This window comes from Rhizobacter sp. P2_H3 (assembly GCF_056403355.1).
This window is the reverse complement of the sequence record NZ_JBFUFQ010000151.1, coordinates 1-14196: the sequence shown is the minus strand read 5'-3', so window position 1 is coordinate 14196 and position 14196 is coordinate 1. Positions and strand designations below refer to the sequence as shown.

General features: G+C 71.1%; 15 protein-coding genes and 1 pseudogene. 13 read left to right on the top strand and 3 right to left on the bottom strand.

Annotated elements, in window-relative coordinates; genetic code table 11:
* From AC1D1T_RS22590 to AC1D1T_RS22555, 8 genes and pseudogenes are all read left to right on the top strand, one after another.
* A partial coding sequence (locus tag AC1D1T_RS22590) for an HD-GYP domain-containing protein (RefSeq protein WP_477992522.1) occupies positions 1-1093 on the top strand: 1093 nt, incomplete at its 5' end.
* Positions 1090-3213, top strand: coding sequence for a putative bifunctional diguanylate cyclase/phosphodiesterase (locus AC1D1T_RS22585; protein ID WP_477825852.1), 2124 nt, complete (start codon positions 1090-1092; stop codon positions 3211-3213). The genes AC1D1T_RS22590 and AC1D1T_RS22585, both read left to right, overlap by 4 nt.
* A gap of 121 nt (positions 3214-3334) precedes the next feature.
* Complete coding sequence (locus AC1D1T_RS22580) at positions 3335-4588, top strand: class I SAM-dependent methyltransferase (protein ID WP_477825851.1); 1254 nt, start codon at positions 3335-3337, stop codon at positions 4586-4588.
* On the top strand, positions 4585-4908 hold the full coding sequence (locus tag AC1D1T_RS22575) for a DUF1840 domain-containing protein (protein ID WP_047510261.1): 324 nt from the start codon (positions 4585-4587) through the stop codon (positions 4906-4908). The genes AC1D1T_RS22580 and AC1D1T_RS22575 overlap by 4 nt, the downstream gene beginning before the upstream one ends.
* 12 nt (positions 4909-4920) lie before the next feature.
* On the top strand, positions 4921-5547 hold the full coding sequence (locus tag AC1D1T_RS22570; protein ID WP_477825850.1) for a YbhB/YbcL family Raf kinase inhibitor-like protein: 627 nt from the start codon (positions 4921-4923) through the stop codon (positions 5545-5547).
* The gene (locus AC1D1T_RS22565) at positions 5547-6245 is read left to right on the top strand and encodes a histidine phosphatase family protein (RefSeq protein ID WP_465110766.1); all 699 of its coding nucleotides are present in this window, start codon (positions 5547-5549) and stop codon (positions 6243-6245) included. Before AC1D1T_RS22570 ends, AC1D1T_RS22565 begins: the two co-directional genes overlap by 1 nt.
* A complete protein-coding gene (locus tag AC1D1T_RS22560) occupies positions 6242-7348 on the top strand; it encodes a DSD1 family PLP-dependent enzyme (protein WP_477825849.1) in 1107 nt (368 codons plus the stop codon). The genes AC1D1T_RS22565 and AC1D1T_RS22560 overlap by 4 nt, the downstream gene beginning before the upstream one ends.
* 63 nt (positions 7349-7411) lie before the next feature.
* Positions 7412-8377, top strand: a pseudogene (locus AC1D1T_RS22555) (sterol desaturase family protein); the annotation flags it as partial.
* Positions 8378-8529: 152 nt separating this feature from the next.
* Here the strand turns inward: AC1D1T_RS22555 and AC1D1T_RS22550 are convergent.
* Complete coding sequence (locus AC1D1T_RS22550) at positions 8530-9411, bottom strand: LysR family transcriptional regulator (RefSeq protein ID WP_477825847.1); 882 nt, start codon at positions 9409-9411, stop codon at positions 8530-8532.
* 75 nt (positions 9412-9486) lie between these two features.
* Here AC1D1T_RS22550 and AC1D1T_RS22545 point away from each other — a divergent pair, with 75 nt between their 5' ends.
* The 4 genes from AC1D1T_RS22545 to AC1D1T_RS22530 all read left to right on the top strand — a co-directional run bounded on the left by AC1D1T_RS22545 (position 9487) and on the right by AC1D1T_RS22530 (position 12207).
* Positions 9487-10026: a GNAT family N-acetyltransferase gene (locus AC1D1T_RS22545; RefSeq protein ID WP_477844103.1), complete on the top strand. Its 540-nt coding sequence runs from the start codon at positions 9487-9489 to the stop codon at positions 10024-10026.
* A gap of 68 nt (positions 10027-10094) precedes the next feature.
* Positions 10095-10886, top strand: coding sequence for an acetoacetate decarboxylase family protein (locus tag AC1D1T_RS22540; RefSeq protein WP_477992521.1), 792 nt, complete (start codon positions 10095-10097; stop codon positions 10884-10886).
* Positions 10879-11736, top strand: a complete 858-nt coding sequence (locus AC1D1T_RS22535) for a helix-turn-helix transcriptional regulator (RefSeq protein WP_477827165.1) — start codon at positions 10879-10881, stop codon at positions 11734-11736. Before AC1D1T_RS22540 ends, AC1D1T_RS22535 begins: the two co-directional genes overlap by 8 nt.
* Positions 11737-11802: 66 nt before the next feature.
* Positions 11803-12207 carry a hypothetical protein gene (locus AC1D1T_RS22530; protein WP_465110772.1) on the top strand — a complete coding sequence of 135 codons (405 nt, stop codon included), beginning with the start codon at positions 11803-11805 and terminating at the stop codon, positions 12205-12207.
* Here the strand turns inward: AC1D1T_RS22530 and AC1D1T_RS22525 are convergent.
* Positions 12174-12605, bottom strand: coding sequence for a response regulator (locus AC1D1T_RS22525; protein WP_477827164.1), 432 nt, complete (start codon positions 12603-12605; stop codon positions 12174-12176). The genes AC1D1T_RS22530 and AC1D1T_RS22525 overlap by 34 nt on opposite strands.
* Positions 12606-12737: 132 nt before the next feature.
* The gene (ruvB, locus tag AC1D1T_RS22520; RefSeq protein ID WP_047510246.1) at positions 12738-13793 is read right to left on the bottom strand and encodes a Holliday junction branch migration DNA helicase RuvB; all 1056 of its coding nucleotides are present in this window, start codon (positions 13791-13793) and stop codon (positions 12738-12740) included.
* A gap of 98 nt (positions 13794-13891) precedes the next feature.
* Here ruvB and AC1D1T_RS22515 point away from each other — a divergent pair.
* Positions 13892-14196, top strand: a 305-nt coding sequence (locus AC1D1T_RS22515) for a DUF2946 family protein (protein WP_477992520.1), incomplete at its 3' end; no start/stop codon positions are given.

Here is a 14196-nt window from a genome sequence, read left to right as displayed (position 1 = left end):
GCCACTGGGCGAGTCGCCGGCCGCGCAGGCACCCGCTGTGGCGCCGGCCGCGCCCGCCGAATCCCCCGAAGTCGCCGAACGCCGCCGCCTGCGCGAGGCGCTGGCGGCCGAGCGCGCATCGCTGGCCGTCTGCGAGCGCCAGTTCGCCGAGGCCACCAAGGCCTGCCGCATGACGCTCGAGCTGGTGCTGACCAAGCCGCAGCAGGCCCGCGAGAACACCGAGGCGCTGAGCCGCGCCTTCGTCGACAAGATGCTGGCGGCGCAAGACCTGTGCATCCGCCTGTTGAGCGACGGCATCGGCGACAAGGCCTCGATGCATTCGGTCAACGTGGCCGTGATCTCGCTGCTGATGGGCAAGACCTTCGGGCTGTCGCAGGCCGAGATGATGGACCTGGGCGTCGGCGCGATGCTGCACGACATCGGCAAGATCGAGCTGCCCGACCGCGTGCGCCACCGCGAAGAGCATTTCACGACCGCCGAGACGCAGTTCTACCAGGAGCACGTGACGCACGGCGTCGCGCTGGCCAAGAAGATGGACCTGCAGCCGGGCGCCACGCTCGTCATCGCGCAGCACCACGAGCATGCCGACGGCAGCGGCTTTCCGCTCAAGCTCAACAGCGACCGCATGACGACGGCGGCGCGCATCGTCTCGCTGGTGAACCGCTACGACAACCTGTGCAACCCGCACGTGCCGTCGCGCGCACTGACGCCGCACGAGGCGCTGTCCACGCTGTTCGCGCAGAGCAAGGCCAAGTTCGACACCGCGATCCTCGGCGCCTTCATCCGCATGATGGGCGTCTACCCGCCCGGCTCGACGGTGCAGCTCACCGACGACCGCTACGCGATGGTGGTGTCGGTCAACTCGACCCGGCCGCTGAAGCCGCGCGTGCTGGTGCACGACCCGAAGGTGCCGCGCGACGAAGCGCTGATGCTCGACCTGGAGCAGATGCCGCGCCTGGGCATCCGCCGCAGCCTGAAGCCCCAGCAGCTGCCGACGGCGTCGCTGATCTACCTGTCGCCGCGCGCCCGCGTGGCCTATTTCTTCGAGCCGGAGCAGGTGCCCGAGACCGCGGACGCCGCGGCCGTTGCATGACGGTCGGCGAGCCGGCGCGGGGCCTCGACGCTTCGATCGACGGCTTGCCTGACGGACTGCTCGACGGCCTGCTCGAGGCGGTGTGGCTGGTCGACGCCGGCAGCCTGCGGATCCGCTCGGTCAATGCCGCGGCCGCCGAGCTGTTCGGCGTCGAGGCCGCCTCGCTGCGTGGCCGCGGGGCCACCGACCTGTGCGCGACACCTGAAGACCTGGTGTTCTGGAGCGAGGCGGCGACCGGCGTCGTCGACGACATCGTCTCCGACACGCTGGTGCGCCACGCGAGCGGCCGCCTGCTGCCGGTGACGCGTCGCGTGAGCCGCATCGGCGCCGGCCTGTTCCTCGTGACCTGCCGCGACCGCAGCGCGCAGCGCGCCGCCGAAGAAGAGCTCGAGACCCGCCTGGCCGAGTTGCGCGCGACGCTCGAATCCACCGCCGACGGCATCCTGGTGACCGACCTGTCGGGCCACATCCGCAGCTTCAACCACCGTTTCGCCGGCCTGTGGGCCCTGCCCGAGGAGGTGCTGGCCCGGCGCGACGACGAGGCGGTGCGCGACTGGATGCGCGCAAGCGTCGTCGACGGGGCCGACTACGAGCGCCGGCTCGCCGCGATCCACGAGGCGACGATGCTGCAGACCAGCGACGTTTTCACGCTGCATTCGGGCCGCGTGCTGGAGCGGCTGACGCTGCCGCAGTGCACGCGCGGCCACCCGATCGGCCGCGTGTTCTCGTTCCGCGACATCACCGAGAAGCTCGCCGCCAGTGCGCGCATCGAGGAGCTGTCGCACACCGACGCGCTGACCGGCCTGCCGAACCGGCGCCTGCTGGCCGACCGCATCGAGTTCGCGCTCGCGATGGCGCAGCGCGGCGGCAACCCGTTCGCGCTGATGGTGCTGAACCTCGACCGCTTCAAGCAGATCAACGACACGCTCGGCCTCGGGGTCGGCGACCGCGTGCTGCTGGAGGTCACCGACCGCATCAAGGATTGCCTGCGCAACGTCGACACCGTCGCGCGCCTCGCCGGCGACGAGTTCGTGCTGCTGGTGCACCAGGCCGACGCCAGCGCGGCCGAAGCCACCGCGCGGCGCGTGATCGACGCGATGGCCCGCCCGTTCACGCTCGACGCCGTCAGCTTCACCGTCACCTGCAGCATCGGCATCGCCATGAGCCCGGCCGACGGCGACAGCGCCGACGACCTGCTGCGCCGCGCCGATGCGGCGATGCACCACGTGAAGGAAGCCGGGCGCGCGAGCTTCCGCTTCCACCAGCCGCGCGGCGACGCCGGCCAGCGCCCGGACCATTCGCCGTTGCAGATCGCGCCGATGCAGATCGACCACGCGATGCGCCAGGCGCTGGTGAGCGGCCAGTTCCGGCTGCACTACCAGCCGCAGATCGACCTGAAGAGCGGCCAGGTGATCGGCGCCGAGGCGCTGATCCGCTGGCGCGATCCGGTGCTCGGCGAGGTCTCGCCGGGCGAGTTCATCCCGGTGGCCGAGGAGAGCGGCTTCATCATCCCGATCGGCGACTGGGTGCTGTCGCAGGCGGTGCGGCAGGCCGCCGCGTGGCGCGCCAACGGGCTGGAGATGCCGGTGTCGGTCAACGTCTCGGCGCTGCAGTTCCGGCAGCCCGACTTCATCGACCGCGTGGCCGGCGCGCTGAAGGGCGCGAACCTGCCGGCCCGGCTGCTCGAGCTGGAGCTCACCGAATCGATCCTGATCCACGACGCGGCCGGCGCGCTGCAGCGCCTGCAGGCGCTGCGCCAGCTGGGCGTGCAGATGGCGATCGACGACTTCGGCACCGGCTACTCGAGCCTGGGCTACCTGAAGCGCTTCCCGATCGCGCGGCTGAAGATCGACCGCAGCTTCATCAAGAACCTGCCCGACGACACCAGCGATGTCGCGATCGTCAACGCCATCATCCAGCTCGGCCGCGCGCTGAACCTGCGCGTGATCGCCGAAGGGGTCGAGACCGAGCCGCAGCGGCAGTTCCTGCTCGACGCCGGCTGCGACGAATTCCAGGGCTTCCTGTTCGCGCCGGCCCTCGACCACGGCAGCTTCGAAGGCCGCGTGAACCGCGCGGCGCCGCCCAGGTCGGTGCGGCTGGTGCACCCGGCCGGCGGCTGACAGCCCCCCTCGACACGGTCGGACATCGTCCGACATCCCTCCCCGAGCCCCGGCAAAAGCCGTACGCCACGCCCCGGTTTGCGTTTTTGCCTTATTTTCACGGGATCGTTGGAGGTTCCCGATGAATCCACTGGAGCGAACGCTGGAGCAGCGTGTCGAGGCACTGGGCGTCCCGATGGCAGTGGTGCTGCCCGGTGGGCAACGGCTCGGCCACCCGCAGCCGACCGTGACGATCCGGCTCAATGAACTGTCGCCGCTGGTGCACATCGCCGGCGGCCAGGTCGGCCGGGTCGCGCAGGACTATGTCGAGGGCCGCCTCGACTTCGACGGCACCGTGCGCGACCTGATGTCCATTGCCGCGCAGCTGATCGACGACGACCCGACCCAGTCGGAGCCGACCGGCGCGCCGCTCGCGTGGTGGCGCAACATCACGCGGGCCGCGCGCTCGCGGGCGCGCCACAGCACCGAATCGGATGCGCAGCAGGTCCAGTTCCACTACGACGTCTCGGACGACTTCTACGCGCTGTGGCTGGATCCGCTCAAGGTCTATTCCTGCGCCTACTTCCGCGAAGGCAGCCTGTCGCTCGCGAAGGCCCAGGAGGCCAAGCTCGACCACATCTGCCGCAAGCTGATGCTGCGCGAGGGAGAGCGCTTCCTCGACATCGGCGCCGGCTGGGGTGGGCTGCTGATGTGGGCCGCGCAGCACTATGGCGTGCGGGCGCACGGCATCACGCTGTCGAAGAACCAGCACGCGCACGTCAACGGGCTGATCGAGCGCAGCGGGCTGCGCGGGCGGGTCACGATGGAACTGCGCGACTACCGCGAGCTGCCGGAGGACGCGCCCTTCGACAAGATCGCCTCGGTCGGCATGTTCGAGCATGTGGGCCATGGGCAGCTGCCGGGCTACTTCGACAAGATCCGCCGGCTGCTGAAGCCGGGCGGCCTGCTGATGAACCACGGCATCACCGCCGGCAGCACGCGCAACGAGCAGTTGGGCGCCGGCATGGGCGACTTCATCGAGCGCTACATCTTCCCCGGCGGCGAACTGCTGCATGTGTCGCATGTGCTGAAGGTGATGAGCGAATCGCAGCTCGAGCCGGTGGACGCCGAGAACCTGCGCCCGCACTACGCACGCACGCTGTGGGCCTGGAGCGCGGCGCTGGAGCACCAGCTCGGGCGCGCGCGCGAACTGACCGGCGAATCGGTGGTGCGCGCCTACCGGCTCTACCTGGCCGGCAGCGCGATGTGCTTCGAGCAGGGCTGGATCTCGCTGTTCCAGATGCTGGCCGCACGGCCGGACGGCAACCCGGCGCGCGGGCCGATGCGCGGCGCACAATCCGAGTTCCCGTTCAACCGCGAGTACATGTACCGATGATCTACAAGTTCAAATCGAAGGCGGCCGGCGACGTGATCATGATGGGCCCGAACGGCGACCAGGTGCTGCGCCTGATCGGCAAGGCGCCGGGTGCGACGGGCATCATCGAGCCGGCGCAGATGCCGGCGGCCATCGCGGCGCTCGAGGCCGCGATCGCGCAGGACGAGGCGGCGCGCAAGCAGGCCGAGCAGGAGGCGGCGGCCGACGGGAAGAAACTGCCGCCGGCCGAGGGCGTGGGCCTGCGCCAGCGCGCCTGGCCGCTGGTCGAGATGATGAAGCGTTCGCAACCGGCCGATGCCGGCATCACCTGGGGTGTCTGAGGAGGAGCAGCGATGAAACTGTGGAGCGACAGCTGGATCAACGGCGACCGGATTCCGGCGCGCTATGCCGCCGGACGGCTGGAGGGTGCGTCGGGCGTCGGCTTCTCCGACAACCTGAACCCGCACCTGGCGTGGAGCGAGGTGCCGAAGGGCACGCAATCGCTCGCGCTGATCTGCCACGACTTCGACGTGCCGAGCCGCGGCGACGACGTGAACCAGGCCGACCGCGAGGTGCCGAGCGACCTGCCGCGCGTCGACTTCTTCCATTGGGTGATGGTCGACCTGCCGGCCGGCCTCTCGGCGATCGGCGAGGGCGAGTTCAGCCGCGGCTTCAGCGCGCGCGGCAAGCCGGGCCCGCAGGCGCTGCACGGCGCGCGGCACGGCCTGAACGATTACACCGGCTGGTTCGCCGGCAATGCCGAGATGGCGGGGCAGTACTTCGGCTACGACGGCCCGTTCCCGCCGTTCAACGATTCGCTGGTGCACCACTACGTGTTCACGCTGTATGCGCTCGACGTGGCGCGCACGCCGGTCGACGGCGTGTTCAGCGGCGCGCAGGTGCGCGAGGCGATCGCCCGGCACGTGCTGGCCGAGGCGACCCACTCCGGTACCTACACCCTCAATCGACGCCTGATCTGATGCAGCTGACTCGAATCCTCGCGATCCGCCACGGCGAGACCGCCTGGAATGTCGATGGCCGCATCCAGGGCCACACCGACATTCCGCTGAACGACAAGGGCCGCTGGCAGGCCGGGCGGCTGGGCGCCGCGCTGGCGCACGAGCAGGTCGACATCGTGTTCGCGAGCGACCTGCAGCGTGCGTTCGAGACCGCGCAGGCGGTCGCTCGGCCGCACGGGCTGCCGGTGCATGCCGATGCCGGCCTGCGCGAGCGCAGCTTCGGCGTCTTCGAGGGCTGGACCTTCGCCGAGATCGAGGCCCGCTGGCCCGAGCAGAGCCTGCGCTGGCGCCGGCGCGATCCCGACTACGGCCCCGAAGGCGGCGAGAACCTGCAGCAGCTGTCCGCCCGCTGCGTGGGCGCGGTGACGCGGCTGGCCGAGGCCCACCTCGGCAGCAGCATCGCGATCGTCGCGCACGGCGGCGTGATGGACTGCCTTTACCGCGCCGCGGCCCGCATCGACCTGCAGGCGCCGCGCTCCTGGCAGCTCGGCAATGCGAGCATCAACCGGCTGCTCTACACGCCCGAGGGCTTCACGCTGGTCGGCTGGAACGACACGCACCACTTCGACGGGTTGGGCGGGTTGGACGGCCCGTCGCTCGACGACCCCGGCAACGCGACCGGCCTGGCCGCCACCGACCGCGCAGGGCACGCGGCATGATGCAGCCGCGCGTCGGCGACCCGGTCGCGGCCGTGCCGACACCGGCACTGGTGATCGACCTCGACGCGATGGAGCGCAACCTGGCGCGCATGGCCGCGTTCGCCCGCGAGCACCGCCTGAAGCTGCGCCCGCACGCGAAGATGCACAAGAGCGCCCGCATCGCCGCGCTGCAGGTCGCGGCCGGCGCGGTCGGCGTGTGCGTGCAGAAGCTGTCGGAGGCCGAGGCGCTGGCGGCCGGCGGCGTCGCCGACATCTACATCAGCAACGAGATCGTCGACGCGGCCAAGCTGGCGCGCGTGGCGGCACTGGCCGGCCGCATCCGGCTCGCGATCGCTGTCGACTCATCACTCGGCATCGACCGCCTCGCGCTCGCGCTGAAGGCGGCCGGCACGTCGCTCGACGTGTTCGTCGAGATCGACGTCGGGCAGGGCCGCTGCGGCGTGGCGCCGACCGCGGCCGGCGCGCTCGCGCACCAGGTGGTGTCGCACGGCCTGCGCTTCGCCGGGTTGCAGGCCTACCACGGCAAGGCCCAGCACCTGCGCTCCGCCGACGAGCGCGCGGCGGCCATCCGCCATGCGGTGGCGCTGGTGCGGGCCGCTCAGGCCTCGATCACCGGGGCCGGCATCGCGTGCCCGCTGGTCACCGGCGCCGGCACCGGCAGCTTCGCGTTCGAGGCCGCCAGCGGCGTGTACGGCGAACTGCAGGCCGGCAGCTACCTGTTCATGGACCGCGACTACGCCGACAACCAGCCGGCGCCGGGCGCGCCGGTGTTCGAGCATGCGCTGTTCGTCAAGAGCCAGGTGGTGAGCCGCGGCGCGTCGCATGCGGTGGTCGACGCCGGCCACAAGTCGCATGCGATCGACAGCGGGCTGCCGTGCCCCTGGCAGCGCGACCTGGTGTTCGCCAACGGCGGCGACGAGCACGGCATCCTGCACCCGGGGCGCGATGCGTTGCCGGAATTGGGCGACACGGTCTGGCTGGTGCCGGGGCACTGCGATCCGACGGTCAACCTGCACGACCGGTATGTCGCGGTGCGCGGCGGGCTGGCCGGCGGCGTCGTCGAAGGCGTGTGGCCGGTCGACGCGCGCGGCTGCCTGGTCTGAACCCGACCCGAGGGCGGTGAAAGTCCCGTGGTCGCGGCGCGCCGGGCGCGTCACCATCGCCGGATGACCGATTCCCAGATCATCGTCCTCGCGACGCCGCTGTTCCTGCTGCTGATCGGCATCGAGTTCGCGGTCGGCATCGTTCGCCGCCGCAACACCTACGTGACGGCCGATGCGCTGAACAGCATCGGCCTGGGCATCATGAGCCAGGTGCTGAACGTGTTCAGCAAGCTGCTGATGGTCGGCCTCTACGCGCTCGTGTTCGAGACGCTCGCGCTGCACCCGCTGCCGCAGGACGCGGCGTGGGTCTGGGTCGCCGGCCTGCTGGTCTACGACTTCTGCTACTACTGGCACCACCGGCTCGGGCACACCGTCGCGGTGCTGTGGGCTGCGCATGCGGTGCACCACCAGAGCGAGGAGTACAACCTGTCGACCGCGCTGCGCCAGACCAGCACCGGCTGGCTGTTCGGCTGGATCTTCTACCTGCCGATGGCGGTGGCGGGCTTCCCGCCGCTGGTGTTCGGCGTCGTCGCGCTGGTCGACCTGCTCTACCAGTACTGGGTGCACACGCGGCAGATCGGCCGGCTCGGCTGGTTCGACCGCTGGTTCTGCGCGCCCAGCAACCACCGGGTGCACCACGCCGTCAACGACAAGTACCTGGACAAGAACTACGGCGGCATCCTGATCGTCTGGGACCGCCTGTTCGGCAGCTTCATCGAGGAAGACGATGCCGAGCCCTGCGTCTACGGCACGCGCACGCCGCTCGCGAGCTGGAACCCGCTGTGGGCCAACCTGCACGTCTACTGGGACCTCTTCCAGGACGCCTGGCATGCGCGGCGCTGGCGCGACAAGCTGCGGGTGTGGATCGAGCCGCCGGGCTGGCGGCCGGCCGACGTGGCCGAGCGCTTCCCGAAGCCGGCGTTCGATCTCGCGGCGCGCCGCAAGTACGACCCGCACCGCTCGCGCGCGGCGGCGCTCGTGGCCGGCGGGCTGTTCCTGGTGCTGCTCGGCGCGACCAGCGTCTTCCTGTGGAACGCGCACCGGATGCCGGGCCTGACGCAGGCGGCCGCGGCGGCCGGCATCCTCGCCGGCCTGTGGCTGGTCGGCTGGGTGTCTGAGCATGGGGTGGGCCGGTCCGTCGCCGCGCCGATCGGCCACCCGCAGCCTTAGGTCAACAGGATCTAACCCAGCTGCTTCAGCGCCGCGATCGTCTCGCCGAGCACGCGGTGCAGCTTCTTGTCGCGCCGCACGACGATCGCCAGCGTGCGGTGCAGCCGCGGTGACAGCGAGCGCACCTGCAGCGCGCCGCTGCGCCGCTCCCGCTCGGCCGGCATCGCGGTCAGGATCGCGCAGCCCAGCCCGGCCGCCACCATCGCCTTGATCGCCTCGTCATTGCCCAGCGACATCACCGGCTGCAGCGTGATGCCGCTGCGCGCGAACCAGTCGTCGACGAGGCGCCGCGTGTTGCCGCCGGGCTCGTAGGCCATCACCGGCAACCGCGCCAGCACGGCGGCGGTGATGCGTGCCGGCAGCACCATGTCGCGCGGCGCGACCAGCACGAACTCGTCGTCGCACACCGGCGTGACCTCGAGCGAGCGGCCGCCGGCCGGCAGCGTCACGAGGCCGAGGTCGATGTTGTTCTCCTCGACCGCCTTGACGATGTCGGCGGTGTTGCCGGTCGTGACGGTGATCTCCACACGCGGGTAGCGCTGCCGCAGGTCGCGCAGCAGCGGCGGCAGCAGGTAGGTGCAGGCGGTCGCCCCGGTGCCCAGGCGCAGCCGGCCGAGTGCGCCGCTCGCGTGCGGCGCCACCGCGTTGATCGCCGACGCGACCGCGGCATCGATGTGGCCGGCATGGATCAGCAACTCGGCGCCGGCAGCGGTCGGCTTCGCACGCCGGCCGACGCGTTCGATCAGCGTCGCGCCCAGGCGCTTCTCCAGCTGACGGATCTGCAGGCTGACCGCCGGCTGCGACAGCGACAGCCGCTCGGCGGCCGCCGAGAAACTGCCGCTGTCGATGACCGCGGCAAAGGCCTTCAGGTGCTCGAGGTTCAGGCTGTTCATGGCAAAGAAAAACTCATGGATTGCATGATTCTGATCCACTTCATTGATGTGAACGCGGCAGGCAGCATGGGCGCCATGAACACATCCCTCCCCTTGCAGGTCCGCGATGCCGCCGACGCCGATGTCCCGGCCATCCAGCGCCTCTATGCCCACCACGTGCTGCACGGTTCGGCCTCGTTCGAGACCACGGCGCCCGGCGTCGACGAGATGAAGGCGCGCCGCGCCCAGGTGCTGGCCGCGCAGCTGCCCTACCTGGTCGCCGAGGTCGACGGCGCGGTGGTCGGCTTCTGCTATGCGACGCCCTACCGGCCGCGGCCGGCCTACCGCCACACGGTGGAGAACTCGGTCTACGTCGCGCACGACCGCGCCGGCCAAGGCATCGGCAGCGCGCTGCTCGACCTGCTGATCCGGCGCTGCGAGGCCGGGCCGTGGCGGCAGATGCTGGCGGTGATCGGCGACAGCGGCAACGCCGGCTCGATCGCGCTGCACCGCCGGATGGGCTTCCAGCATGCCGGCACGCTGGTCTCGGTCGGCTTCAAGTTCGGTCGTTGGCTGGACACGCTGCTGATGCAGCGGCCGCTCGGTGCCGCAGACGCTTCGCTGCCGCCGGCCTGATCACTGGCGTTCAAGACGCCCGGTACCCGCACCGGCACCATGGCCGGCCCTGAACGCAGAATGCCGCCATGTTCGCCAGCCCCGGTTTCACGCCGCCCTACACCGTCTCCGGCCGCAGCGCGCTGGTCACCGCGCCGCCCTGGCATTACGCCGGCTGGCTGCTGAACATCGCGTTCGGCTTCGATRCCGCGCGCGGTGCCGACCTGGTGCCGCCTTCGATCGGCCGCACGATCGGTCGCATGACAGGCCAGGGCTGCGTGCACTTCGCCGACTGGCAGGCCACCACCGACGGCAGCGAGCTGCTCGACCCGGTGCAGGCGCAGTACCGCGAGACCATCGTCGTGCTGGAGATCGAGCGCGCCGACGGCAGCCGCTGCGGCATCTGCCCGGCGATCTGGGTCGACCAGGATGTCTCGATGCTGCGCGGCCTGCTGCAAGGCTGGCCGAAGAAGATGGGCAGCACCTGGCTCACGCGCAGCCTGCCGCTCGATCACCCGGCCGCCGCGCCGCTGCGCGCCGGCACGCGGCTGGGCGCGAGCCTGGCGGTGAAGGACCGCCGCCTGATCGAGGCCGAGGCATGCCTGACCGGCGCGGCGGGCCGGCCGCTCGGCTTCCTCGCGATGCCGACGCTCGGCGTGGCTGGCTTGCCCGACCTGCGCGAACCAGCCCGCCCGCCCGAGCTGCGCCTGCTGCGCGCCGACATCGCGCAGCCGACCACGAGCGGATGGCATGCGGCCAGTGCGTCGCTGCGTGTGTTCGCGCACCCGCGCGAGGAGCTGTCGCTGCTTGGCGACCTGCAGCCCGGCGAGGCGAGCGCCGGCTGGTGCGGCCTGACGGTCGTCGGGGCGCGCGATGCCTGAGACCGGCCTGACGCGGCATTCGAGCGTGCGGCGCTGGCATGTCGATGGCCGGCTGGCGCTCGAGCAGGTGATGCACCACCGGCCGGGGCAGGAATGGGCGCCGCACTGGCATGACGAATGGTCGATCGGCGCGGTGCTGGCCGGCCGCTGCCGCTTCAGCCTGGGCGGGCGCCGGCACACCGCGTCGGCGGGCGACCTGCTGGCGATCGCACCGGGCGCCGTGCACACCTGCGGGCTCGATGCGGGCGAGGGCGGCGACACGCGCGTCGTGATGGTCTATGCCCCTGTGCCGTGGCTGGCGGCGCGGGGGGTGGCGATGCCGCGGGGCAGTGCGCGTGCGCCGATGCCTGCGCTGGCCGCCGAAGCGCAGGGCTTGTGCGACAACCACAGCGACCGCGACAGCGCCGCCGCATCGGCCTGGCTGAACCGCGCAGCGGCGGCGCTGGCCGATGACCAGTCGCTGCTGCCGGGCGATCCGGATCCCTCGGGCCGTGCGGCGCGCCAGGTGCTGGCCGCGCTGCAGCGTGCCGCGGCGGCCGCCACCGGCGAGACCACGCTCGCGATCGACGAGCTCGCACGCGACTGCGCGCTCAGCCGCGAACATTTCCACCGCGTCGCAACGCGCTGGCTGGGACTGAGCCCCGGCGACTACCTGCGCGCCGCCCGCCTGGCCCGCGCGCGCCGGCTGCTGCTCGACGGCGCATCGATCGCGCAGGCGGCGCAGGCCTGCGGCTTCGCCGACCAAGCGCACCTGACGCGCTGGTTCAGCCGCCACTTCGGCTACACGCCCGGCGCTCTCGTGCAGGCGGTGCGGCCCCCATTCGCGGGCCCCCAGGCGACTTCGCATTGACGCCCGGCGAGCGAGGTCTAGACTTCCTGCAGGTCCTTCATCGGGACCCGTCTGGAGGGTGATGCGATGTCAGTCAAGCGGATGACCAAGGGTGCCCGGCCCCACTCGCTGGGCGCATTCAAACCGGTCGGCCACGTGGTCGTCGCGCTGCCGAGCGACGAGCTCGCGCGGCAGGCGATGCGGGCCCTGGTCGATGCGGGCTTCGACGACGATGACGTGATGTTCATCACCGCCGAGGAAGAAGGCGCGCAGATGCGGCACATGCTCGGCCACGCGAGCCAGCTGGCCGGTTTCGGCTACGAGGTGACGCTGATGCGACGCTACCAGCAGCTCGCCGGCGAAGGCTGCGGCTGGCTGCTGGTGTACGCGCCCGACACGCCGCACGCCGAGCGCGTCGCCGAGGTCGTCAAGCGCTTCGATGCCCGGCTCGCCGAGCGCTACCACTGGTTGGTGGTCGAGGACCTGATCTGATCGCTCAGGGCTGACAGCCGCAGCGGCTCGGAATGCCGCCACATCTCGCTTTGCAGGCGGGGCAGCAGGCCGTGGTCGAGGTCGTGCCGGTCGAAGATGCCGGCGGCGCCGGGAAGGTTGCCGCGCAGTTCTTCGTGCAGTTCGCCACGCAATTCGCCAATCAGGTAGACATGGCAGCCAAGCCGCTCGCGGTGGATCCGCTCCAGCAGGCTCAACCCCTGGCCATCGGTGAGGTCCAGGCTCAGCAGCACCACGTCCGGATCGAGCTGGCGCAGCAGCGCCATCACAGGCGCTTGTGCGCTCGCCTGCCCGACCACCATCGCGCCGGGCAGCGCCATCAGCAGCGACACCAGTTGCCGCCGTTGCGCTTCGTCATCCTCGACCACCACGAACTTCATCGAGTGCTTCCTCCGCCGTCTGATTGTCGACCGGAGGGCGGGGCGGCTGCAGACGGCCGGGCGCCGTGCCGCGTGGAGGGTGACGACGGGTGGGCGTGTAGGTGATCTGCCGACGTGCGTCGGCAGATGGCGTCAGTTGTCGAACAGGTCGGTCGCGGCCCGCGTCGGCGTCACGCCGAGGTGCCGGAAGGCCGCCAGCGTCGCGACCCGGCCGCGCGGCGTGCGCTGCAGGTAGCCTTGCTGGATCAGGTACGGCTCGATCACGTCCTCGATGGTCTCGCGCTCCTCGCCGATCGCCGCAGCCACGTTGTCCAGGCCGACCGGGCCGCCGTCGAAGCGGTGGATCACCGCCTCGAGCAGCTTGCGGTCCATCACGTCGAAGCCCTGCGGGTCGACGTCGAGCATCGCGAGCGCCTTGTCGGCCAGCGCCTTCGAGATGCGGCCGTCGCCCTTCACGTCGGCGTAGTCGCGCACGCGGCGCAGCAGCCGGTTCGAGATGCGCGGCGTGCCGCGCGAGCGGCGGGCGATCTCGAACGCGCCCTCGGCATCGGTCGGCACGTTCAGCAGCCCGGCCGAGCGGTGCACGATGCGCGCGAGTTCTTCGGCGCTGTAGAACTCCAGCCGCGCGACGATGCCGAAGCGGTCGCGCAGCGGGTTGGTCAGCATGCCGGCGCGCGTGGTGGCGCCGACCAGCGTGAACGGCTGCAGGTCGAGCTTGATCGAGCGCGCGGCCGGGCCCTCGCCGATCATGATGTCGATCTGGTAGTCCTCCAGCGCCGGGTACAGGATTTCCTCGACGACCGGGCTCAGCCGGTGGATCTCGTCGATGAAGAGCACGTCGTTCTTCTCGAGGTTGGTCAGGATCGCCGCCAGGTCCTTCGGCTTCTCGAGCACCGGGCCCGAGGTCTGGCGCAGGTTCACGCCGAGCTCGTTGGCGATGATGTGGCTCAGCGTGGTCTTGCCGAGGCCGGGTGGGCCGAACAGCAGCACGTGGTCCATCGCCTCGCCACGCATGCGGGCCGCGCCGATGAAGATCTCCAGCTGCTCGCGGATCTTGGCCTGGCCCACGTACTCGGCCAGGCCCTTCGGGCGCAGCGCCCGCTCGATCGCCTCTTCGTTGGGCGAGCTGGGCGCAGCGCTCACCACGCGCGGTGGCAGGCTGCCGAAATCGTCGGTCTGGATGGCCATGGCCCATTATCGACGGCGCTGGCGAGCGTTTGCGTTTGCTCACGCGGTGTGCAGGAAATGTGCAGAGGCCGTCCGGACGGCTGCGGCACAATCGGACCATGACCTCCCGCCATCCTGCATCGCGATGGGCCGTCTGGGCCTTTGCGCTGGCGCTGCTGCTGAAAGCCGCGGTGCCGATGCTGGCGAGCGCGTCGGCGCAGATGCAGGGCAAGACGCTGGTCGAGGTCTGCACGGTCTACGGTGTCGCCACCGTCGCGCTCGACGACAGCGGCGAGCCGAAGCAGGCGCCCGCCGACCACGCCGGGGCGCATGGCAGCGAGCATTGCGCGCTGTCGGCAGTGCTGGCGCTGGCGGCGCCGAAGCCCGGCCCGGTCATCGCCGCGCTCGCTGCGGCCGAGTCGCC

What these genes read in the sequence shown, in the direction of transcription:
- AC1D1T_RS22585 (WP_477825852.1), top strand. Translation starts at nt 1,090, where the DNA reads ATGACGGTCGGCGAGCCGGCGCGGGGCCTCGACGCTTCGATCGACGGC.
- AC1D1T_RS22580 (WP_477825851.1), top strand. Translation starts at nt 3,335, where the DNA reads ATGAATCCACTGGAGCGAACGCTGGAGCAGCGTGTCGAGGCACTGGGC.
- AC1D1T_RS22575 (WP_047510261.1), top strand. Translation starts at nt 4,585, where the DNA reads ATGATCTACAAGTTCAAATCGAAGGCGGCCGGCGACGTGATCATGATG.
- AC1D1T_RS22570 (WP_477825850.1), top strand. Translation starts at nt 4,921, where the DNA reads ATGAAACTGTGGAGCGACAGCTGGATCAACGGCGACCGGATTCCGGCG.
- AC1D1T_RS22565 (WP_465110766.1), top strand. Translation starts at nt 5,547, where the DNA reads ATGCAGCTGACTCGAATCCTCGCGATCCGCCACGGCGAGACCGCCTGG.
- AC1D1T_RS22560 (WP_477825849.1), top strand. Translation starts at nt 6,242, where the DNA reads ATGATGCAGCCGCGCGTCGGCGACCCGGTCGCGGCCGTGCCGACACCG.
- AC1D1T_RS22550 (WP_477825847.1), bottom strand. Translation starts at nt 9,411, where the DNA reads ATGAACAGCCTGAACCTCGAGCACCTGAAGGCCTTTGCCGCGGTCATC.
- AC1D1T_RS22545 (WP_477844103.1), top strand. Translation starts at nt 9,487, where the DNA reads ATGAACACATCCCTCCCCTTGCAGGTCCGCGATGCCGCCGACGCCGAT.
- AC1D1T_RS22535 (WP_477827165.1), top strand. Translation starts at nt 10,879, where the DNA reads ATGCCTGAGACCGGCCTGACGCGGCATTCGAGCGTGCGGCGCTGGCAT.
- AC1D1T_RS22530 (WP_465110772.1), top strand. Translation starts at nt 11,803, where the DNA reads ATGTCAGTCAAGCGGATGACCAAGGGTGCCCGGCCCCACTCGCTGGGC.
- AC1D1T_RS22525 (WP_477827164.1), bottom strand. Translation starts at nt 12,605, where the DNA reads ATGAAGTTCGTGGTGGTCGAGGATGACGAAGCGCAACGGCGGCAACTG.
- ruvB (WP_047510246.1), bottom strand. Translation starts at nt 13,793, where the DNA reads ATGGCCATCCAGACCGACGATTTCGGCAGCCTGCCACCGCGCGTGGTG.